This window comes from Andreprevotia lacus DSM 23236 (assembly GCF_900176275.1).
Lineage (GTDB): Bacteria > Pseudomonadota > Gammaproteobacteria > Burkholderiales > Chitinibacteraceae > Andreprevotia > Andreprevotia lacus.
Window position 1 is genome coordinate 15,878 of the sequence record NZ_FWXD01000014.1, and the last position, 20,874, is coordinate 36,751.

Genomic DNA, 20,874 nt, shown 5'->3' on the forward strand with positions numbered 1-20,874 from the left:
CTGCCCCGGCCAGCCGGGGCATGAGCACGATTCATGCTGCACTGAGTACGGCCGGCCACGCACCCGCGTGCCGGCTGTTACCATCATTCAATCCAACGCATTTCAAGGGCACGCTGCATGAGCGCTCCTACTTTCAGTTTTGAATTCTTCCCGCCCAAGACCCCCGAGGGCGCGGAAAAACTGCGCATCACGCGCCAGCAGCTGGCCCAGTTCAAACCGCAGTTTTTCTCGGTGACCTTCGGCGCCGGCGGCACCACGCAGGAAGGTACGCTGAATGCCGTGCTCGATATCCGCAAGGACGGCCTTGCCGCTGCGCCGCACCTGTCGTGCATCGGCAGCTCGCGCGCCAGCATTGCCGAGATCCTGCAGCGCTACCGTGACCACGGCATCCGCCATATCGTGGCGCTGCGCGGCGATATCCCCAGCGGCATGGTTGACGTAGGCGAATTCCGCTACGCCAACGAGCTGGTGGCCTTCATCCGCGAGCAGCATGGCGACTGGTTCCATATCGAAGTGGCCGCCTACCCCGAATACCACCCGCAATCGCAGAATGCCGAGGCAGACCTGCGCAACTTCGTGAACAAGGTGAATGCCGGCGCCGATTCGGCCATCACGCAGTATTTCTTCAATGCCGATGCCTATTTCCACTTCGTGAATGAAGTGCAGGCGCGCGGGGTGAACATCCCCATCGTGCCGGGCATCATGCCGATCCAGAACTTTGCGCAGCTGGCGCGTTTCTCGGATATCTGCGGTGCCGAAATCCCGCGCTGGCTGCGGCTGCGGCTCGCGTCGTTCGGCGACGATACAGCGTCGATCCGCGCCTTCGGCCTCGATTTCGTTACCGAGCTGTCGGACCGCCTGCTGCAGAACGGCGCGCCGGGTCTGCATTTCTACACGCTCAATGCCGCTGGCGCGGTATCGACGGTGTGGCAGCGCCTGGGGTTGTGAGCGCCTGGCCATCGAACCTGCCGCTGTAAATACACCGGCATCAAGAACCCGGCCAAGCCGGGTTCTCGCATGTTTGGGCAAGCGAACCCGCTGCGCTCCCCACTGAATCGATCCCACGCCCCCGCCCTCGCCGCCGCGAGGGAGCCTCGCTGATGCTCGTCAGCGGCTGATTCATCGTGCAATTGGGCGCAAGGCCGCTCCTCATGCGCGCAGGCCGGCGCGGTATTGCTCCGGCGTACAGCCAGCCTGGCGCAGGAACATCGCGCTGAATGCCGAGGCCGTACTGTAGCCAAGGTCAAAAGCGATCTGCTGTATGGTGCGGCCCGACTCCAGCGCGCTGATGGCATGCAGCAAGCGCTGCCGTTGCCGCCAGTCACCCAGGCTCATGCCCAGCTCGCGCTGACAGTAGCGTGCCAGCGTGCGCTCGGTCATGCCCAGCTCCGCCGCCAGTTCATGCTGGGTACGGGTATCGGCCGGGTCATCCTGCAGCCGTTGCAGCAGCCTGGTCAGCACCGGCGAGCTCGGCAGCGGCAGGAAATGCGTTTCGACCGGCGCCAGCGCGAGCTGATCGACCAGCACCTGCGCCAGCCGCAAATCGGCGTCGCTCTTGGGTATGGCCACATCGCGCACGGCAAAGTCATCCAGCAACGCGCGCAGCAGCGGGCTGATCGCCAGGGTGCACGCCTTGGCCGGCAAGGCGCCGCACAGCTCGCGCGCCAGATAGACCGAACGATAGACCAGCGCCTGCGCGTTGTAGCTGCTGTGCGATGCGTTGGGCGGTATCCACACCGCGTAGTGTGGCGGCGACAGAAAGCGCTGGCCGTCGATCTCCAGCTGCATCACACCGCGCGCCACGTAGTTGAGCTGGCCCCAGTCGTGGCTGTGCGCCGCATAATGCGTATCGGCAGGGAATTCGTCGTAGCGGAAATAGACCGGGCAGGGCAACAGCACCTTGATGCCCAGATCGTGCAAGTGATGACGCATCGTCCGTTTTGAATGGCAGCTTGTCCGGAATTCACTATATGCCGCATTACGGACAGATTGAAAATACCGGCATTCCGCAGGAGTTGCGCATGCCTTCCCTCTTTCCCTTGCTGGCCGTGCTGATCTGGTCTGGCAACACCATCGTCAACAAGCTGGCGTCCACCCGCATCGGCCCGGCCGAGATCGGCTTTTATCGCTGGCTGCTGGCCGGGCTACTGTTCACCCCGTTCATGCTGCCGGTGGTGTGGCGCAACCGCGCCGCCATCCGCCCGCAACTGGGCAAGCTGGCGGTACTGGGGACACTGGGCATGGCGGTCTATCAAAGCCTGGCCTACTACGCGGCGCACATGATCAATGCCAGCCATATGGGCATCATTCTGGCGCTGATGCCGCTGATGACCATGCTGCTGTCCAGCATCGTGCTGCGCCAGCCGGCCGGCACACCCATGCTGCTGGGCGGCGTACTGTCCTTGCTGGGCGTACTGATCGTGATTTCGCAGGGCGATCTGGCGGCCTTGCTGGCGCACGGCATCGGCACGGGTGATGCAATGATGCTGGTCGCCACCCTGGCCTATGGCATTTACAGCGTGCTGCTCAAGCGCTGGCAGGTGCCACTGCCGGCCTTGCAGATGACCTATGTGCAGATCGTGTTTGCCATCTTGCTGCTGCTGCCGCTGTATCTGCTGACCCCACGCGTGGGCGTCACGGCGGCCAGCCTGCCACTGATCGCCTATGCCGGCGTGCTGGCATCAATGGCGGCGCCGCTGGCCTGGATGCGCGGCGTGACCCTGCTCGGGCCGGCGCGCACCACGCTGTACTTCAACCTGCTGCCACCGCTGACCGCCTTGCTGGCCGCGCTGGTGCTGCACGAGCCGCTGCCCGCATCGCTGTGGCTGGGCGGTGCGCTGACGCTGGCCGGGGTCTACTGGGCCGAACGCGGCAAGCTGGCGGCACCACCAGTGGTGGCCAGCAAGCCGGCCTGAAGCGGAAGCACCAAAGAAAAACGCCGGCAGCTGCCGGCGTTTTTGCGTGTCTTGAGTTCAAACTCAGAACGTCGTGACGGTATTGCTGGTCTTCTTGGCCGGCGGGGTATCGCCATCGCAACGTGCTGCCGGGGCCACACGGCTGGAGCGGCCGTTGGAAATCACGTCCACGCACTGGCCAAGCTGGAACTGCACGTCGGCCTCCTGCACCACCACCACGCGCTGGCCGTTGCTCAGCCGTACGGTCAGCTCCAGTGCATCCGAGCTGTTCACGTTCTTTTCAATGGTGTTGCCGATGATGCCGCCGATGATGGCGCCCAGAATGCCGCTGACGATCTGGCCGTTACCACCACCGATATTGCCGCCGGCTGCCACGCCGCCGATCACGCCGCCCGCTGCGGCGCCCACGCCGGATGGGTTCTGCATCTTCACGCTGCGCACATTGTCGACCACGCCGGACTGCACGGTAGCCAGCTGGCGCATCTGGTCCTTGCTGTAGACGTTGGCCGAGTCGCTGGCGCAGCCAGCCAGCATGGCGCCCAGCAGCAGCGCCGGGATCAGGCTGGTTATCTTCATGATCTTGCTCCGAAAACCCACGAGGGGATACGATCATGCTACGCCGCTGAACCGGCGAAAGCAGTAAATAAAGTCACAGTTTGCGGCGGCGGAACCAGCCGGTCAGCGACCAGCGCTCGCGCCTTGCGGGCAACACCTCGTGCTCGAAGCGATCGGACATGAACACCACCAGCTTGCCAGCCTCGGGCTGGATGTCCTGATGACTGCCGTCGTCCAGATACAGGCGCAACTGGCCGCCGTGCTCGGGCTGCCAGTCCGGGTTCAGGTACAGCACGATGGTGACCACGCGCGTGTCCTGATTGCGGTGCTGATCGATATGCCGCGCATAAAAACTGCCCTCCGGATAGACAGCCAGATGGCATTCGAGTTCGACCAGGCCCAGATAAAGATCGCGGTTGAGCATTTCGCGCACCGCTTCCAGCCGCATCAGGGCCAGCTGGTCGGCGGCGTCTTCCTTGTCCAGCCACAGCACTTCATCACTGCGGATGGCCGCGTTGAGCTGGTGCAGCCCTTCCCGGCCGATGCCGGCACGACTGAAACCCTCGCGCCGCTCGCGTGCATGCGCCAGCAGCGCGGCTGCTTCGGCTTCGGACAGAAAACCCGGTAGTGCAATCCAGCCCTGCCCGGCCAGTGCATCGGCAATCGCGGTGTACAGGTCAGCGTGCATCCTGCTTTTCCCCCTCGGCCACCGGCTGCGGCGGCACAAAGAAATCACCCGGCCGGCTCAGGAAGTGGCGGAACAGCTTGCCGGCAAGCGGTCGCGCGTTGACCAGGCTCAGCCGCCGCGCACGCAGCGCCACCCACAGCGCCAGCGAGAAACTCACCAGCAGGTTGGTCAGGCCGATCAGCGCAATGCCGGCCACCGACACCAGCACCACCTGCCAATCCAGTCCAAAGTTGTAGGTAACTTCTGAGTAGGATAGATAAGCAGAAGAAAAAGTTATATGCCGGATGTCGATTGGCAGCCCCAGCAGCACGCCTATGGTGCCGATCACGCCCAGCATCATGCCGAAATAGAAGTTGCCGGCCAGCGCGCCCAGGTTGTTTTCGATATAGCGCGCGATGCGGAAGGTGCGCGCCTCGCCCGCCAGCTTGTTCAGCCACGGCAGCGCGGCAATGCGTTGCGGAATCTGGTTGTAGATGGCCTTGTTGTCGTAGTAACCCGAGATCAACCCGGACAGGAACAGGCACACGCCGGCAATGGCGGCATGGAACAGCGCGAGACTGGCCACCGGGTTGAGGTCATGCAGCAGGTGGTCGGCCTTGTCGGCGTCGATCACCGGCGTGCCCACGCCGTATTTCCATGCCAGCGCGATCAGCAGTGCCACCGGCATGGCCACCACCACGTTGCCGAGGATGGCGACAAACTGCGTGCGCCCCACTTTCACGATCAGCTCGGTCAGGGTATCGAGCTGCACCGATTTCTTGCCCTGCCGGGTGGTCTGGTGGATGGCGCCGGCAATGCGTGCCGCCGTCATCGCCGGCTGCTTGGTGGCCACCGTGCAATGCAGCATGTGGATCAGCATGAAGCCGAACGCATAATTGAGGCCGAAGGCGAGTGCTTCCAGCAGCATGGGCAGGTGTGCCTTGCCGATCAACAGTTTGAACAGCGCCATAAAGCCGACTACGAAGCCCGCGCCGGCTGCCGAGCGGAACATGGCCCCCCACTCGGCACGCGTATCGGCAATGTAGTGCTCGCCGGTATGGCTGGCGTGCTCGGTGACCTGCAACGCCAGCAGCTCGGTGTTTTCGGCAAACACATCGCGCAGCGCATAGCGGCGATTCTCGGCGCGTACAAAGGTCAGCGCCGCATCGATCATCAGGTCGGCTTTTTCCGGCGACGAGGCCGGATCGAGCAGCAGCAGCACGGTGCGCAAGCGCTCGATATGCTGGCTGATACGCAGCAAGTGATAAGTCAGGCTGACCGACACGCCGTTGCGCGCTGCACTCTTGCGCACGCGGCTGACAAAGGCCTCGCACTGATCCAGCAGCACCAGGATGGGTTTGACGTCCTCATCCGGCAGGCGCTTTTCGATCATGTCCTGCCGGTAGCCCTCGATATAAGCCAGCGTTTCGACGTTCTGGCGCACGAAGGGCGATTCAAAGCGGTCGCCATCCGGGTGGTTCTGGATGATCTCCGGCTCGACACCGATGGCCGACAACCGGCACGACAGCACTTGCGCGGCCTCCAGCGCCTGCAAGCGGGTCTGGTTGATGCTGTCCTGATCGGTTTCCTCGCCCATGTGCAGCGAGCGGCCCAGATCCAGCCAGACCTCGCGCGGAATCGCCTCCAGCCACACATAGTCGTTCTTGCGGTGGAACATCGCGCCAAACAGGTCTTTGAGCGATGCCGGATTGAATACCGGCGGCAGCAGGCGGTGGCCGATGCGCTTGACCAGCGCGCTGAAAAAGCTCTCGTTCGAGAATACGCCGGTATCGGTATACAGGCTGACCTGCCGGCGCGTGGCCAGCAGGTGCAGCAAGTGGGCGCGCAGCGCAGCGCGATACTCGACATGCGCTTCGAGCAGATAGGTAAGCGCCTGCACACCATTGATGGCGGCCTGGGCATCGTTGACGTCACGGGGGCGGATCGCGTCGATCAAATCGCGCAGCAGCTCGAATGCACGCGTTTCGCTGCTGGTGGTTGTCATGTCGCGCAGAATGGCTTCCATGGCAGTTCCTCTCTGTGGGCAGGCGGGCTTGCACCTTGCAAGCAGGGCCGGCATTGGCGGCAAGCATGCCGCAAGCCGGCAGGAGCGTCGAGGCAAGAATGCCAACGGGAATAAACAACAGGCCGCTTTGCGGGCGGCCTGTTGTCTATTCGGCATGATGCATGCCGCGGCAGAGTCTATCAGTGTGGCGCCGCAGGCGTGCCCGTGGTCAAGCCGGTCATCTGGCCGGACGGATCGGTGACGAAACCGATGCGGCCCAGGCCATCGCGCTGCGCCATGGCCATGGTCTGTGCCACCAGCTCGTAGCGCGCATTGCGGTCGGCCGACAGATGCAGCTCGGGCTGCGGCTGCTGCGGAGCCGCCGTCTTGAAGCGTGCTTCCAGATCGGCCTCGCTGATCTGCTTGCCGTCCAGCCAGCGCTGGCCGTTGGCATCGATGGCCACATTGAGCACCAGCGGTTTCTTCTGATCGGGCGGCGAGGCCGCGGCGCGCGGCAGATCAAGCTTGATCTGGTTGGACAGCACCGGCATGGTGATCATGAAGATGATCAGCAGCACCAGCATGACGTCGACCAGCGGCGTCATGTTGATTTCATTCATCACGTCATCGCCGTCGTCGTCGAGCGTGCCGAAAGCCATCTCAGCGCCCCCCGACCACGTTCAGTGCCGGCGCCGGCGTGCTGCCATGGCTGCCGACGCGCGCACCGGTGACAAAGTAGGCGTGCAGGTCGTGCGCAAAGCGGTTGAGCTGTGCCAGCACGGACTTGTTGCCACGACTGATGGCGTTGTACCCCAGCACGGCCGGGATGGCGACCGCCAGACCGAAGGCGGTCATGATCAGCGCCTCGCCCACCGGGCCAGCCACCTTGTCGATGCCGGCCTGGCCGGAGACGCCGATGCTGACCAGTGCGTGATAAATGCCCCAGACGGTACCGAACAGCCCCACGAACGGCGCGGTGGAGCCCACCGAAGCCAGTATGGCCATACCGGACACCATGACCTGCGATGCATCGTCGATGGCGCGGCGCAGGTTGCTGGTCACCCAGTCGCTGACATTCAGCGCACCGTGCAGATCACTCTTGTTCTGCGCGTGGTGGGCCACCGAATCGGCACCTTCTTCCGCCAGACTGCGGAAGGGATTGTCGTGGCGGGTATCGCCCAGCGTGGCAAGACCGGCGGCAAAGTCGCGCTGGTGCCAGAAATCGTGGCTGGCGGCGCGCGCCTGCTTGCGCAGCTTTACCAGGCGCACAGCCTTGAGCACGATCACGCACCACGAGGCAATGGACATCAGCATCAGCAACACGGCCACCCCACGGGTCACCACATCGCCCTGTGCCCACATCGCCGCAATACCGTAAGGATTTTGTTCCATGTCTGATCGTCCAGCTGCGCCAGGCGCATTTCAATGAAAATAAAACCGGCAGTTTAATGCGAATCGTTATCAATTAACAAGTCCGACACGCGTACAAACCCGCGCTGAAACAATGCATTGCATCGCCGCGCAAAGCAAGGCACCTGCTTGCTCCCGCCTTGGGGAACACTGCCCAAACGTCATTTGCCGGGCAGCCCCACCGCCGCAGACTGTCCGTCGGCAGCACCGATGGGGGGTTGCAGACGCCAACGCCCCCCAGCCCGGTCAACGATCTACGCCGGTTGTTTGCCGACCACCGGCAGGCCGGCCGCCTGTGGTTTTTGCGCGGCAGGACCATAATTGGAAGACGGGGGCCGCAGCGTGTTCCGGCATGGTGGCCGGCGCTGCTCCCGGCAGCACCGAGATCGTCAATGGCACATCACCTGAAAATCCTCCGTATCGCCCAGGAACTGGACGAGCAACTGGCCGATCAACCCGAGCTGCGCGCCGAGCTGATGATGCTCGCCGAGAACGCGCCGCACGAGCTGTTGCCGTGGCTGAACGTGGTCGAGCACGCCGAAAGCGTGCTGGGCGACCTGCACAGCGCCGTGGCCTGGTTCCGCAACCCGGAAAGCACGCTGAACGGCGCCACGCCAGCCAGCCTGTTGTACCAGCCGGATGGTGTGGAGCTGGCGCAAACAATCCTTACAAAAATGCAGCAAAAAAAGCGATTTTAGGCGGATAATGTCAGCAAGCCCTTTTGCCTGATCGCCAACCAAGGCCTGCGACCGCAATGAAATTCACATGGCCAGCCGAAGTCAAACCCACCGACCACCCGTCGGTGCTGTTCCGCACCGAGCCGGAAGCGCCTGCGGCTGCGCCGCCGCCAGCCGATGACTGGCAAGCGCTCAAGCAACAGGAAGAACAGGCCAACCAGCAGCGCATTGCCCGCCAGGCCGCCCGCCGCCAGGCGCTGCTCCTGATCCAGCAGCGCGCCGAGGCGCTGCACATGCCGGCAGACGAACTGCTGGACTGGCTGCGCCAGCAGCTTGAGCCCGCCTCCGACAGCTGATCCCCTCCGGTCGTCAGCAAGCTGGTTTGGTGCCGCTGGCGAACCTGCCCCCGCCGTGCAGACTGACTGAAAGCTGCTTGCTCCCCTGGTGCCCGGCTGCGCCTGAACCATGCCGTGCCGCCCGTTGGCAAAGCGCTGCTGCATAGCGCGGAGACACCGGCTACGGGTATTCCCTAGGGCCTGTTAACACTTATTTCGCGCTTGCGCTGGGCCGCAAAGAGGTCAGCTACAAGGCACGCAACGCAGGCAATAACCGGTTATTGCCAAGGCGCGTAACGCCGTAGATGGCCTCTTTGCGGCCCAGCCCTGCGGGTTCGGGGTTTTTCGGGCGGTTCGCTGCGTTGCAAACCGCTTGCGGTACCCGTACCGCGGCGCGTTCTGCGCCTTGCGCTCCATCCCGAACTACCCCGAACGCAAGCGCGAAATAAGTGTTAACAGGCCCTAGCGCAGGTGTTGGGTGCATGGCGAGGCGCGTACTGGCAAAATGCATTAGATATTTCTAATGCAAAGGATTGCCTTGTGAAGCTGTCAACCCGTCTTGGCCTTGTTGTTGGCTGTACCGTGCTGGGCCTGATCATCATTGCCGCCGTGGCGCTGGGTTCGCTACGCACCACGATGCTCGATCAGCACCGCTCGGAAATCCGCCTGTTGCTGCAACTGGCCGCCAACGAGGTGAAGTACTTCAAGGCGGAGGCCGACGCCGGCAGGCTCAGTCAACAAGAGGCGCAAGACCGGGCCAAGGCCGCCGTCGCCGCCTTGCGTGAAGGCGATGACTATTTATTCGTGCGCCTGCCCGACAGCACCGTACTGGTGCACCCCGACCCGCGCAAGCAAGGCAAGAAAGACCCCGGCTCCAAGCTGCCCGACGGCCGCACCAGCATGCAAGCCTATCTGGATGCGCTGTCTACCAGCGATTTCGGCTTTGTCGAGCTGACCACCAAGCGCCCTAATGGCAATGTCGAAGTCCCCAAGCTCAACGGTTTGATCCGCGTACAGGGCTGGGACTGGATCATCGGCTACGGCGTGTTCATGGACGATGTGGACAACACCTTCCGCCACTACGCACTGACCTTTTTGCTGATCGGCGCCGTCATTGTCGCCGCTGTGATTGCGCTGACGGTGCTGATCTCGCGCAGCATCTTCCGCCAGCTGGGCGGCGAGCCGGCCTATGCAGCCGAAGTGGCCATCGCGATTGCCGACGGCGATCTGGGCCGGCGCGTCGAGGGGCAGGCGCCGCCCGGCAGCCTGCTCGATGCCATGACCCGCATGCAGACCAGCCTGCGGCAGATGATTACCGGCATCCAGCAAGGGGCCAGCCAGCTGGGCGATTCGGCACACAGCCTGCTGGGCCGCATGGAGCAGATCGACAGCGCCGCCCGCCAGTCGGCCGATGCCACCTCATCCACCGCTGCCGCTATCGAGCAGATGTCGGTCAGCGTCACGCATATTTCATCCAACGCGCGCGAGAGCGAACACAATTCGCTGCGCTCGACCGAGCTGGCCGGCAACGGTGCCGACCTGGTGGCGCAGGCATCGCATGAAATCCAGCGTATCTCGGGTGACGTGGCGCAGGCCTCGCAACAGATCGAAGGCCTGGTCGAGCGGTCGCGCGAGATCAGCGGCATCGTCGGCGTGATCAAGGAAATTGCCGACCAGACCAATCTGCTGGCGCTGAACGCCGCCATCGAAGCCGCCCGCGCCGGCGAACAAGGGCGCGGCTTTGCCGTGGTGGCCGATGAAGTCCGCAAGCTGGCCGAACGCACCGGCCAGGCCACCGGCCAGATTGCCGAAATGATCCAGGGCATACAGACCGACACCGGCTCGGTGGTGGCCAGCATGCAGGCCATCACCCCGCAAGTGGCCGAAGGCGTGGCCAAGGCCGGCCAGGCGGCAGACGCGCTGCGCGAGATCAACAGCGGCACGCTCGATACCCTGGGCAAGATCCGCGACGTGGCCATGGCCACCTCGGAGCAGAGTCAGGCCAGCGCCGCCGTTGCGGCCAATGTCGAACGCATCGCCCACATGGTGGAAAACGCCGCCGACTCGGTCCGCGCCGCCAATCAGGACGTACGCGCGCTGGAACAACTGGCCAGCGAGCTGCGCGCTTCGGTAACGCGGTTCAGGCTGTAGGCCGCAGCTATCCAGCGGGCAGCCGCCATCTGCGGCGGCCCGTCATCAAGCATCCGGCATTGAGCTTCACAGGTGGGCTGGCATAATCGGTCTACCCCAAAGCGAGCGGATCAAGATGCCCCTCATCAAGCTCCAGTCACAGGCGGCCAGCCTTGCGCCATGGCAATCGCGCGTGCTGGCCACGGCTGGCGATGCCAATCTCAAGGTGCTGCGCATGGATGGCAGCCCCTATCCGGAAGAAATACACGACTATCCAGAGTCGCTGCTGGTCATTGAAGGGCAGTTGAATCTGACGCTGGGCGCGGAGGCGATTACGGTGCGCGCGGGCGAGTTGTTTGTGGTGCCGGTCGGCACGGCGCACGCCGTTGCGGCGGGCAGCCATGGCGTACTGGTGATTATGGATCGATAAGTACCCTATTCCCTCGCAGGCCGGGTCAGCGCCTCAAGCCGGGTCAACCACACCATCGCCGCCGGTGCATCGTCCCCACACATCTCGCGCTCGGGCTGCAGCCCGCCACACACGGCGGGACGGCGCGGGTCGCCGAATATCTTGCAGCGCAGTTCGTCGTCGAGTTGCACGCACGGCACACCGGCCGGCTTGCCATCCGGCATGCCGGGTATGGGGCTGGAAATCGACGGGGCGATACAGCAGGCGCCGCAGTGCGGGCGGCAGGAAAGGGTGGTTTGATGCAACATGGGCGCGATTGAACGCGAACTGGCTCACAGCGGCAAGTTGCTTTTACGTGCATCCGACCACCGGCACGATGACCCTTGCGGCCGGATGTAGTAAGCTCGACGCTTACAACGAAAAAACCGTCCGCTCGTCGAGCGCAAACACGGTACGATCACACCGGGCGCGGCACAGGCCGTAGCCGGGGAATCGAGAACACCGGACCATCCACCAAGCGATGGCCGGGTTCGATGGAGGAGTGGAAGTGAACGCAATCTACCTCGCACTGACGGTAGCGATTTTGTTCGTCAATTCGGCTGGTCTGGCTCAATTGTTCCAGCGCTGGTTCGGCGACCGTCACATAGCCCGTATCGTCGGCATCTTTGCCATCTGCACGCCATTGTTCTTTATCGAGCACATGGTGGGCCTTGGCAAGCTGGGCTGGCTGTGGCCCATCACCACGCTGGCGGCAGCCGCGCTGCTGCGCAGCAAGCTGCTTGATCTTTCCTTCTGGAAAGCCGAGCTGCCCTTCATCATTCCCTTCGTGTGGGCGCTGGCCTGGCGTTTCGCCTATCCGGACATCGACGCCGCCACCGAACACCTGACCGACCTGTATTTCGTCAGCAACTATGCGGCTGGCGATACCCTGCCGCCGCCAGATCTGTGGCTGCCGGGCTTCAAGTTCAATATCTACTACAGCTTCCTGCCCTACTGCGCGGCGCTGCTGGGCCGCTGGCTGGGCGTGGGCGCCGGCATGGCGATGAACCTCAGCGATGTGTTCATCTTCGGCCTGCTGGGCAGTCTCGCGTGGAGTGTGGCCAGCCGTTTCGTGGCCAATCGCTGGTTCAAGATCATCATCGTGGTGGCCGTGATTGCCGGCGGCACCGGCCTGTCGCCGGTGTTGCCCAAGCTGTTCCCGGGCAACCCGGTGGCGCAGATGTGGGGCAACACGCGTTTTGCCGGCATGTTCGATCAGGACATCCAGACCGAATTCGGCCAGCACCTGTTCCCCAAGCTGACGCCGGAAACCGCGCCGGTGCCTGGCTTCGAGCCGCGTGACCTGCCGCTGGAAACGCTGTCGTACTATCTGTATCTGGGTGACTTCCACCCGCCGCTGGGCAGCTTTGCGCTGGTGTTCCTGACCCTGGCGCTGTTCGCCCGGCTGGAGCGTCGCGAGGATGAGGCCAGGCTGGACGAGCGCCCGCTGATTTTCGCCATCGGCGCCAGCACAGTGCTGCCGCTGGCGCTCAATGTATGGGTATTGCCGGTGCAGGGCCTCTTGGTGTTGGGCTGGCTGCTGTACCGCTGGCGCGGCAAGCACGCGCTGCAATGGCCGTGGCTGATTGCCGGCGGCGCGAGCGTGATGGTGCTGATTTATCCGTATTTCAGCGAATACGTGCCCAATGTGTTGTCCACGCCCATCGTGCTGACCGATGCACTCGATCGCACGCCGCTGCGCCAGGGTCTGGGCTACTGGTGGCCGGTGCTGTGGCTGTTCGTGCTGACCATCGCGCAAGGGCCGAAGCAGCGACTGGCCTGGTGGTCGGCCTGGTTCGTGGCGCTGATCTGGCTGCTGGCCGAGTTCGTCACCATTGATGACCCGATGGGCGGGCGCTACCAGCGCTTCAATACCGTGCTCAAGTGGTGGTCGTGGCTGTACCCGGTGGCCATGCTGTGGCTGCTGTCGCTCAACCTGATGTCAAGGCAGCTGTGGGTGCGCTGCATGGCGCTGGTGCCGGCACTGGCCGTATCGCTGTACCTGATTCCGCAGGCCTACCACTGGAAGAGCACGCCGCGTATCCACGCCGGCCGCCTGCAGGGTGATGGCTGGCTGCGTGATGACGAAGGCAACCGCGCCATCCTCAACTGGTTGCGCGGCTCGCCGCGCGGTCTGGTGCTGGAAGGCTTCGATCGTGGTTCGTACAGCCCGCAAACCGGTTTTGCGCTCCATGCCAACCAGCCATCCGTACTGGGCTGGCCTGACCACATCAACCTGTGGCGCAACAACCCGTCCTTTGTCGGCCAGCGTGCCGATGCGCTGCGCGCGCTGTATCAGGGCCAGCTGCCCGATGCACGTGAATGGCTGAAAACACAGAACGTGCGCTACATGGTGTGGAGCAGCTTTGACATCGCACGCGCGCCGCAGGCACTGCCGCAGCTGCAGACGCAACTGGCGCCGGACTACGTGTGGATTCCGCTGTACGGCACGCTGCCGGGGCAGTACGGCATCTTCAAGCGCGTCAACTAACCACGCCCCAGCCTGACCAGAGATCGACATGTCCGCCATCTACTACGCCTTTACGCTGGGGCTGATCCTGCTGCACTTTGCGGCGGTATCGGCTTTCCTGTCGCGCTGGATTGCCTCGTTCCACGTGGCACGCGCAGCCGGCATCCTCATCTTTACGCTGAGCTGCTTCTTCCTTGAGCACTTGCATGGCTGGGGCCAGCTGAGCTGGCTGTGGCCGATCTCCAGCGCCGCCTCTGCCGTGGTGCTGTGGCAGAACCGCACCCGCCTGAAAGACAGCGGCTTTGTGCGCGCCGAGCTGGTGTTCTGGGTTTTTGTGGCCTACGGCCTGTTCTGGAAATGGATCTTCCCGGCGGTCTACCCGACCTCGGAGCGCGTGACCGACCTGTTCTTCATCGGCAACTACATGCCGGGCGCTACGCTGCCGCCGCCGGACCACTGGTTCCCGCAGCGCGTGTTCGATTATTACTACGCGTTCCAGCACTATGGTGCTGCGCTGATGGGGCGGATTTTCAACCTCAAGCCGGGTCTGGCCTACAACTTTGCCATGCCGCTCTTGATGGGCATGACCGTGGCGCTGACCTGGGATTTCGGCAGCCGTTTCATCAAGCACACCGGCTGGAAGGTGCTGCTGGTGGCCACCTTGATGATAGGCGGCACCGGCGCCACGCCGTTCGTGCACCTGGTGCACCAGGGTGACTACAGCACTTGGGGCGAAGCCAACAACCGCATGTGGGGCAGTGCGCGCTTTATCGGCCTGTACGACCATGATCAGGCCAACACACCATTCGCCGCCAAATATTTCCCCAAGACCGAAGCACCGGGCACCGAAGCGTCCGAGCTGCCGATGGAAGCATTCGGCTACCAGTACTTCCTTGGCGACTATCACCCGCCGCTGGCCGGCTTCTTCCTCTTGGCGCTGGCGATTGCGCTGATTGCCATGCTGGAAACCGGCGTGGGGCTGTCACGCGTGAATACCGCGATGTTGGCCTTTACCGTGCCGGCCACCATTTGTTCGAACACCTGGGTGTTCCCGCTGCAGGCCATCCTCGTCGCCGGCTGGGCCATCTGGCGCGGTGACCGCAAGCGCAGCGATGGCCCGCACACCGACTGGCCGGCGTTGTTTGCCGGCGGTCTGGCCGCTTTCGTGCTGCTCTACCCCTTCCTGTCCTTCTTTGCCGTGAAATCGCTGGCCACGCCGATCAAGCTGGTGCCGATGTCCGACCACTCGCCGTGGCGCCCTTTCCTGGCGCAACACTGGCCCATGCTGCTGATGATAGGCATAGGTCTGTGGCGCAAGGAAACGCGTCGCTTGGCCACCTTCTTCGCCATTGCTTTCGGCCTGTGCTTCTTCATTTCGGAAATGGTCTTTGTTGACGACCCGTCCGGCGGCAAGTTCGAGCGCACCAATACCACCATGAAATGGTGGGGCTGGATCTGGACCGGCGTGCTGATCTCGCTGGGTAGCCTGCTGCTGGGCTCCGCCTCGCGCGCAGTACGCTGGGTGGTGGGCATTGCGCTGGGCATCACCTGCTATTACGTGGTCGATGTGGCCAACTACATGTGGTATTCGAAGAACCCGGCCGACTACGGCAAGCTCTACGCCAGCAGCAGCTACACCAACGACCCGACCATGCGCGACATGTTCCAGTACCTCACCAACGCACCCGATGGGCTGGTGATGGAAAACATGGAAACCGACGCCTTCAACGATGGCGTAATCCTGAGCACCTTCACGCTCAAGCCGTCGGTGCTGGGTTGGCCGTCGCACCTGATGACCTGGCACGGCAGCGTGCCCGAGGCATGGATCGCGCGCGATGCCATGCGCAATTTCTACAACGGCACCCTGCCCGATGCCCGCACCTGGCTGATTGCGCATGACGTGCGCTATGTGGCGTGGAAAGCCAAGGAGTCGGCCAATATCGCCGCGTGGACCAAGTGGCAGCAAGAACTGGCACCCAGCTACACCTGGGTGAACTTCAGCCCGGCCGGCCAGCCGCCGGTGGGCTTCTGGGTGCGCAAGCGGTGACCACGCTGGCCCGCCCCGCCCTGCACCAGTTCGCGCGCTACGCAATTACCGGCGGCGCGGCGGCGGCCATTGAATACGGGCTGTATTTCACGCTGCTCTACCTGCTGGGGCGCGATACGCTGCACGTGCAGATTGCCCACAGCACCGGCTTCATTGCCGGTGCGCTGTGGGTATTTGCGGTCAACCGTTTCTGGACCTTCCGCTCCAGCGGCGCGGTGCACAAGCAGGCGGCCGGCTATCTGGCCTTGCTGGCGTTCAACTTCGTCGCCACCAATGCCTTGCTCTATCTGCTGAGCCACCACCTCGGTCTGTGGCCGGAGCTGGCCAAGGTGCTGGTCACCGGCCTGATGGTGGCGTGGAATTTTCCGATCTACAAGTACGTGATCTACAGGTGATGCCATGGGCCGCTTGATATCCATCGTCATGCCCGTTTACCACGAAGGCCCGCATATCGAGGCCAGCGTGCGCACCGTGCACGCCTTGCTGAACGAGCATGCCATCGAGCACGAATTCGTGCTGATCGACGACGGCTCGCGCGACAACAGCTGGGAAGCGCTGCAGCAGCTGTCGCACGATCTGCCGGGCATCCATGCGCTGCGGCTGTCGCGCAATTTCGGCAAGGAGGCTGCGCTGTGCGCCGGGCTGGAGCGCGCCGGCGGCGACGCGGTCGTGGTAATGGATTCCGACTTGCAACACCCGCCGTCCTGCATCCCCGAAATGGTGAAGCTGTGGCGCGAGGGCTGGGATGTGGTCGAGGGCGTCAAGGCCTCGCGCGGGCGCGAAAGCGGCACCTACAAGCTGGGCGCGCACGCGTTCTACAAGCTGTTCCACAAGCTGTCCGGCTTTGATCTGCGCGGCGCATCCGACTTCAAGCTGATGGACCGCCGTGCGGTCGAGGCGTGGCAATCGCTGAAAGAACGCGACACCTTTTTCCGCGGCATGTCGGCTTGGGTGGGTTTCAAGCGCTACCGGCTGCCGTTCGAGGTGGCACCGCGTACCGAGGGCGTCACCAAGTGGTCGCCGTGGAAGCTGGGCAAGCTGTTCATTTCCGCCATCACCTCGTTCTCGGCACTGCCGCTGCAGATGGTGACGGTGCTGGGCGGGCTGTTCTTCGTCGCCTCGCTCGCCATCGCACTGCAGACGCTCTACATGAAGTTTTCCGGCCATGCCTTCAGCGGCTTTACCACGGTGATTCTGCTGCAGCTCATCATCGGCAGCTCGCTGATGTTCAGCCTCGGCATCATCGGCACCTATCTGGCGCGCATCTACGACGAAGTGAAGGGCCGCCCGCGCTACCTCGTCAGCGAAGAAGCGCACTCCTCCTCCACCGACTGACCCGGAGCCCGCCATGTCGGCCCTGTTGTACCTGCTGATCGTGTTCATCCTGGGCGACCGCCTGCTGCGCGCCGCCTTTCCGTGGCTGCTGGACATCCCGCAGCGGCAGAGCGTATTCGGCCCGGCCATCCGCCTGCCGCAATGGCTGATCCGCGTGCCGGCTGCCTGGCTGCTGGGCGCGCTGGTGATGAACTGGACCACCTTCTTTGCCTGCGACCTGACCCGCAGCATGCGCACCGGCGCCTACATGGTGCTGGCACTGGGCGTGGTGGCGGCCGGCGCCATCGTCTGGGCCGAGCGCGATGCATGGCGTGCGTGGCGCAACAAGCTGCTGGCCGCAGTGCAAGCGCTGCGCAGCATCGAGGGCCTGTATCTGCTGGGCGCACTGCTGATGTCCAGCTTCATCGCCTTCTACACCCTGATGGTGAAGGACGGCGCGCTGTTCGTCGGCAGCACGGTGTGGAGTGACTTCGGCCCGCACCTGGCGATGATCCGTTCGTTCTCGTTCGGCGACAATTTCCCGCCGCAATACCCGCACTACCCGGATGGCACCATCCGCTATCACTTCCTGTTCCAGTTCCTGGCGGCCACGCTGGAGGCCTTGGGCTTTCGCATCGACTGGGCGTTCAATATCCCCAGCATCCTGTCGCTGGTCAGCCTGTTCCTGCTGCTGTACGTGCTGGCGGTCGCCATCGTCGGCTCGCGGCTGGCCGGCGTGCTGACCGGCGTACTGTTCATTTTCCGCAGCTCCTTCGCGTTTTTCAGCTTTGCCAAGGATCACCTCAACGGCGATCTGTGGGATGCGCTGTGGAATGTCTCGCTGCATATCGGCAAGACCGAGCACGAAAGCTGGGGCCTGTGGGCGCAGAACGTTTACGCCAACCAGCGCCACTTTGCCTTCTCGATTTCCATCCTGGTGCTGGTGCTGCTGGCGCTGTTGCCGCTGCTGCAGCAACGCATGGCCGCCAGCAACAAGGCCACCGACATCGGCGGCCGCATCGCTGCCACCTTTGGCGGGCTGGACAACTGGCTGGTGGGCGACTGGCGCCGCGCCATCACCCTGGGCGTGCTGCTGGGCGCGATCGGCTTCTGGAACGGCGCGGTGGTCATCACCACGCTGATCGTGCTGTTCGTGCTGGCACTGGCCTGCGCGCGCCGGCTGGAGTTCCTCGTCATCGCGGTGATTGCCGTGGTGATGTCGGTGCTGCAATCCAAGCTGTTCATCGGCGGCGGCGCGTCGGCCGTGCACCCCACCCTGTACTTCGGCTTCTTGGCCGAGTTCAAGACCTGGCCGGGTATCACCGCCTTCAATCTGGAACTGCTGGGCATTTTTCTGCCGCTGCTGCTGGTGGCCATTTGCGGTGCGCCGCGCGGCACGCGCTGGCTGGCACTGGCGCTGGTCTCGCCCTATGTGTTTGCCACCTTCGTGTCGCTGACTACCGACATCAACGCCAATCACAAATTCATCATGATCGGCGTGATGCTGGCCAATGTGTACATTGCCGCGCTGCTGGCGCGCTTTTTGCGCAGCGGCGACGGGGCGCTCAAGGCGCTGGCGCTGATCTTCGTGGCGCTGCTGACCATCACCGGCCTGGTTGACCTCAAGACCTTGTACAACATGAACAAGGGCAATGTACTCGTGCCGATGAACGATCCGGTGGTGGACTGGATACGCCAGAATACCAAGCCCAAGGACGTGTTCCTCACCGACATGTCGGTGCTGCACGCGGCGCAATTTGCCGGCCGCCCCATCTACAACGGCTGGCCCTACTATGCCTGGTCGGCCGGGTATGACACCGATACGCGCGGCCGCTGGCAAAAGCAGATGTACAGCACCACCAGCGCCGACGAGCTGCGCCTGATCGCGCGCGGCGAGCATATCGACTACATCATCGTCGACGATGCCAACCGCAACTCGCGCGAGTATCCGACCAACGAGTTGCTGATCGGCCAGACCTTCCCGCTGGTGTTCAGCAGCCCCAAGGACAATACGCGCATCTACAAGGTCAACTAGGGCCTGTTAACACTTATTTCGCGCTTGCGCTGGGCCGCAAAGAGGTCAGCTACAAGGCACGCAACGCAGGCAATAACCGGTTATTGCCAAGGCGCGTAACGCCGTAGATGGCCTCTTTGCGGCCCAGCCCTGCGGGTTCGGGGTATTTCGGGCGGTTCGCTGCGTTGCAAACCGCTTGCGGTACCCGTACCGCGGCACGCTCTGCGCCTTGCGCTCCATCCCGAACTACCCCGAACGCAAGCGTGAAATAAGTGTTAACAGGCCCTAGTCACGGCTTGCATGGCGCTGGGTACTCCCGCCCCCGCCCAGCAAAAACACCGGCCCCGGCCGGTGTTTTTTTATTGCCGCCCGTGTATTCACTGCCGCAAAAGAACAATCATATATTATTGATTTTTAATATATTTTTGCAAAATTGACACACCATTGGTGTATGTACCGCGCCGTTGTGTATGCAGGCAGATACATTTTGATATTCTGCCTGCACGGGTGATTCAACTCAGTCCAGAGCAAGCATTTGTCGCCCGTCGAGTCAGGCTTATAAAGCCGGCCGATACGAGGAGACGATGATGAGAAACGCGCAGTTCGATCTGATGCTGGCCATCGGCATCATTTTTGTATTGATGGGCCACAGCCACCAGCCGGCCTTTTTGTTCTACCCGGCCTATTCCTTCCACATGGGCTTGTTCTTCTTCATTTCCGGCTATTTCTTCAAGCCGCAGTCCACGCTGGCCGGCAAATGGCAGTTTTTGCGCCGCAAGGCACAAACGCAGCTGTTGCCCTATTACGCGCTGCTACTGCTGTTTGGCGTGATCACGCTGTTGCTGCGCCATGTCGGCATCAATGTCGGCAGCGACATGAATGCAGATAGCCTGCTGTGGGGCCCGTTCGGCCGTGCCGACCAGTTCAACCTGTATCTGTCCGCGTGGTTCCTGCTCACGCTGTTTCTGGTCAATGTAGCGGCCGGTGCACTCTATAGCGGCCAGCGCCAGGCTGACCTGTTCATCCTGGCCGGCGGTACCGTGCTGCTGTATTTCATGCTGGATCTGGGCAAGCAGAACGTGGGCGACTGGCGCTTGCAGGCGATACGCAGCAGCTTTGGCTTCTTCTTTTTCGGCCTGGGTTATTTCTTCCGCCTGTACGAAGCGCAAATCAAGCCGCTACTGCTGCGCCCGGCCGCAGTGATCTGCCTGTTCGTGTTGACCAATATGCTGATCGTGCATTTTGGCAACATCGGCTACAGCATCCTCCTGGGCAATATCGGCAACGATCTGGTGTGGGTGCCCATCGTCGGCACGCTGGCCATCATCCTGCAGGTATACGTGCTGGCTCACCATCTGGCGCAAGTCAGCAGCGAGCAATCGTGGCTATTGCTGATCGGCCGCAACACCTTTGCGATCATGATCTGGCACTTTGCCGCCTTTTTGCTGCTCAACGTCATGCTGCACCTGTTGGGCCTGGTACGTTTTGACGACCTGTCCAACGTCTATTTCCGCTACGAAGCCGACCGAACCTGGATGCTCTACCTGCTGGCCGGCCTGTTCGGGCCGATTGCGCTGGCGCAGGGCTATCGCCGCGTGCTGCCGCTGCTGCGGCAGTACGTGCGCGATACGGCCACACAGGCGCTGGCCAAAGAGGCGTCCTGATCCGGCGGCCATTTGCGCGGGCAGTGTTGTAAAACCGCTGCCCGACCACGGGCGCCCATACACAGCAGCAGAACGCAGATCATTGTTTTTATGTAACAAAATCACCCGACCTGCATACGCCAGCCTATTTATGCAAGCCGGTTGCTGGGCAGTGACGCACTTACTATTTCACCCGCGGGTAAACACTTATATTCATCCGGCATGCTGGCGCCAGAGACGCGCC

Annotated in this window: 19 protein-coding genes; 12 read left to right on the forward strand and 7 right to left on the reverse strand. The window is 63.0% G+C overall.

What is annotated here, in order from left to right:
• Window positions 1-117 precede the first annotated feature (117 nt).
• The gene (gene metF / locus B9A19_RS12490) at window positions 118-948 is read left to right on the forward strand and encodes a methylenetetrahydrofolate reductase [NAD(P)H] (protein ID WP_084091136.1); all 831 of its coding nucleotides are present in this window, start codon (window positions 118-120) and stop codon (window positions 946-948) included.
• 201 nt (window positions 949-1,149) lie between these two features.
• On the opposite strand, the gene B9A19_RS12495 is transcribed toward metF, so the two are convergent.
• The gene (locus tag B9A19_RS12495; protein ID WP_084091137.1) at window positions 1,150-1,932 is read right to left on the reverse strand and encodes an AraC family transcriptional regulator; all 783 of its coding nucleotides are present in this window, start codon (window positions 1,930-1,932) and stop codon (window positions 1,150-1,152) included.
• Window positions 1,933-2,021: 89 nt separating this feature from the next.
• Between B9A19_RS12495 and B9A19_RS12500 the strand changes: the two genes are divergently transcribed.
• Window positions 2,022-2,915, forward strand: coding sequence for a DMT family transporter (locus B9A19_RS12500; RefSeq protein WP_084091226.1), 894 nt, complete (start codon window positions 2,022-2,024; stop codon window positions 2,913-2,915).
• Window positions 2,916-2,978: 63 nt separating this feature from the next.
• On the opposite strand, the gene B9A19_RS12505 is transcribed toward B9A19_RS12500, so the two are convergent.
• From B9A19_RS12505 to B9A19_RS12525, 5 genes are all read right to left on the reverse strand, one after another.
• Entirely contained in the window at window positions 2,979-3,491 is a 513-nt protein-coding gene (locus tag B9A19_RS12505; RefSeq protein WP_176216914.1) for an outer membrane lipoprotein, read from the reverse strand.
• A gap of 73 nt (window positions 3,492-3,564) precedes the next feature.
• Window positions 3,565-4,158 carry a 2OG-Fe(II) oxygenase gene (locus B9A19_RS12510; protein WP_084091138.1) on the reverse strand — a complete coding sequence of 198 codons (594 nt, stop codon included), beginning with the start codon at window positions 4,156-4,158 and terminating at the stop codon, window positions 3,565-3,567.
• The gene (locus tag B9A19_RS12515; protein ID WP_084091139.1) at window positions 4,148-6,163 is read right to left on the reverse strand and encodes a site-specific recombinase; all 2,016 of its coding nucleotides are present in this window, start codon (window positions 6,161-6,163) and stop codon (window positions 4,148-4,150) included. Before B9A19_RS12515 ends, B9A19_RS12510 begins: the two co-directional genes overlap by 11 nt.
• Before the next feature lie 179 nt (window positions 6,164-6,342).
• The gene (locus B9A19_RS12520) at window positions 6,343-6,801 is read right to left on the reverse strand and encodes an ExbD/TolR family protein (RefSeq protein ID WP_084091140.1); all 459 of its coding nucleotides are present in this window, start codon (window positions 6,799-6,801) and stop codon (window positions 6,343-6,345) included.
• 1 nt (window position 6,802) lies between these two features.
• Window positions 6,803-7,534 (reverse strand): MotA/TolQ/ExbB proton channel family protein, encoded by a 732-nt coding sequence (locus tag B9A19_RS12525; RefSeq protein ID WP_084091141.1) that lies wholly within the window; start codon window positions 7,532-7,534, stop codon window positions 6,803-6,805.
• Window positions 7,535-7,944: 410 nt separating this feature from the next.
• On the opposite strand from B9A19_RS12525, the gene B9A19_RS12530 reads away from it, so the two are divergent.
• The 4 genes from B9A19_RS12530 to B9A19_RS12545 all read left to right on the forward strand — a co-directional run bounded on the left by B9A19_RS12530 (window position 7,945) and on the right by B9A19_RS12545 (window position 11,124).
• On the forward strand, window positions 7,945-8,250 hold the full coding sequence (locus tag B9A19_RS12530) for an antitoxin Xre/MbcA/ParS toxin-binding domain-containing protein (protein WP_084091142.1): 306 nt from the start codon (window positions 7,945-7,947) through the stop codon (window positions 8,248-8,250).
• A 56-nt stretch (window positions 8,251-8,306) separates the two neighbouring features.
• Window positions 8,307-8,585 (forward strand): hypothetical protein, encoded by a 279-nt coding sequence (locus tag B9A19_RS12535; RefSeq protein ID WP_084091143.1) that lies wholly within the window; start codon window positions 8,307-8,309, stop codon window positions 8,583-8,585.
• Between the two features lie 519 nt (window positions 8,586-9,104).
• The gene (locus tag B9A19_RS12540) at window positions 9,105-10,715 is read left to right on the forward strand and encodes a methyl-accepting chemotaxis protein (RefSeq protein ID WP_084091144.1); all 1,611 of its coding nucleotides are present in this window, start codon (window positions 9,105-9,107) and stop codon (window positions 10,713-10,715) included.
• Between the two features lie 115 nt (window positions 10,716-10,830).
• Entirely contained in the window at window positions 10,831-11,124 is a 294-nt protein-coding gene (locus B9A19_RS12545) for a cupin domain-containing protein (RefSeq protein ID WP_084091145.1), read from the forward strand.
• Between the two features lie 5 nt (window positions 11,125-11,129).
• On the opposite strand, the gene B9A19_RS12550 is transcribed toward B9A19_RS12545, so the two are convergent.
• The gene (locus B9A19_RS12550) at window positions 11,130-11,411 is read right to left on the reverse strand and encodes a YkgJ family cysteine cluster protein (protein WP_084091146.1); all 282 of its coding nucleotides are present in this window, start codon (window positions 11,409-11,411) and stop codon (window positions 11,130-11,132) included.
• A gap of 239 nt (window positions 11,412-11,650) precedes the next feature.
• On the opposite strand from B9A19_RS12550, the gene B9A19_RS12555 reads away from it, so the two are divergent.
• The 6 genes from B9A19_RS12555 (at window position 11,651) to B9A19_RS12580 (ending at window position 20,651) form a co-directional block, all read left to right on the forward strand.
• Complete coding sequence (locus tag B9A19_RS12555; RefSeq protein ID WP_176216915.1) at window positions 11,651-13,633, forward strand: DUF2298 domain-containing protein; 1,983 nt, start codon at window positions 11,651-11,653, stop codon at window positions 13,631-13,633.
• A 28-nt stretch (window positions 13,634-13,661) separates the two neighbouring features.
• On the forward strand, window positions 13,662-15,659 hold the full coding sequence (locus tag B9A19_RS12560) for a DUF2298 domain-containing protein (RefSeq protein WP_084091148.1): 1,998 nt from the start codon (window positions 13,662-13,664) through the stop codon (window positions 15,657-15,659).
• Window positions 15,656-16,054: a GtrA family protein gene (locus tag B9A19_RS12565; RefSeq protein ID WP_176216916.1), complete on the forward strand. Its 399-nt coding sequence runs from the start codon at window positions 15,656-15,658 to the stop codon at window positions 16,052-16,054. The genes B9A19_RS12560 and B9A19_RS12565 overlap by 4 nt, the downstream gene beginning before the upstream one ends.
• A 4-nt stretch (window positions 16,055-16,058) precedes the next feature.
• Window positions 16,059-16,994, forward strand: coding sequence for a glycosyltransferase family 2 protein (locus tag B9A19_RS12570; protein ID WP_139798817.1), 936 nt, complete (start codon window positions 16,059-16,061; stop codon window positions 16,992-16,994).
• A 13-nt stretch (window positions 16,995-17,007) separates the two neighbouring features.
• Window positions 17,008-19,008, forward strand: a complete 2,001-nt coding sequence (locus B9A19_RS12575) for a hypothetical protein (protein ID WP_084091149.1) — start codon at window positions 17,008-17,010, stop codon at window positions 19,006-19,008.
• A 563-nt stretch (window positions 19,009-19,571) separates the two neighbouring features.
• Window positions 19,572-20,651 (forward strand): acyltransferase family protein, encoded by a 1,080-nt coding sequence (locus B9A19_RS12580; protein WP_084091150.1) that lies wholly within the window; start codon window positions 19,572-19,574, stop codon window positions 20,649-20,651.
• The last annotated feature ends 223 nt before the right edge of the window (window positions 20,652-20,874 follow it).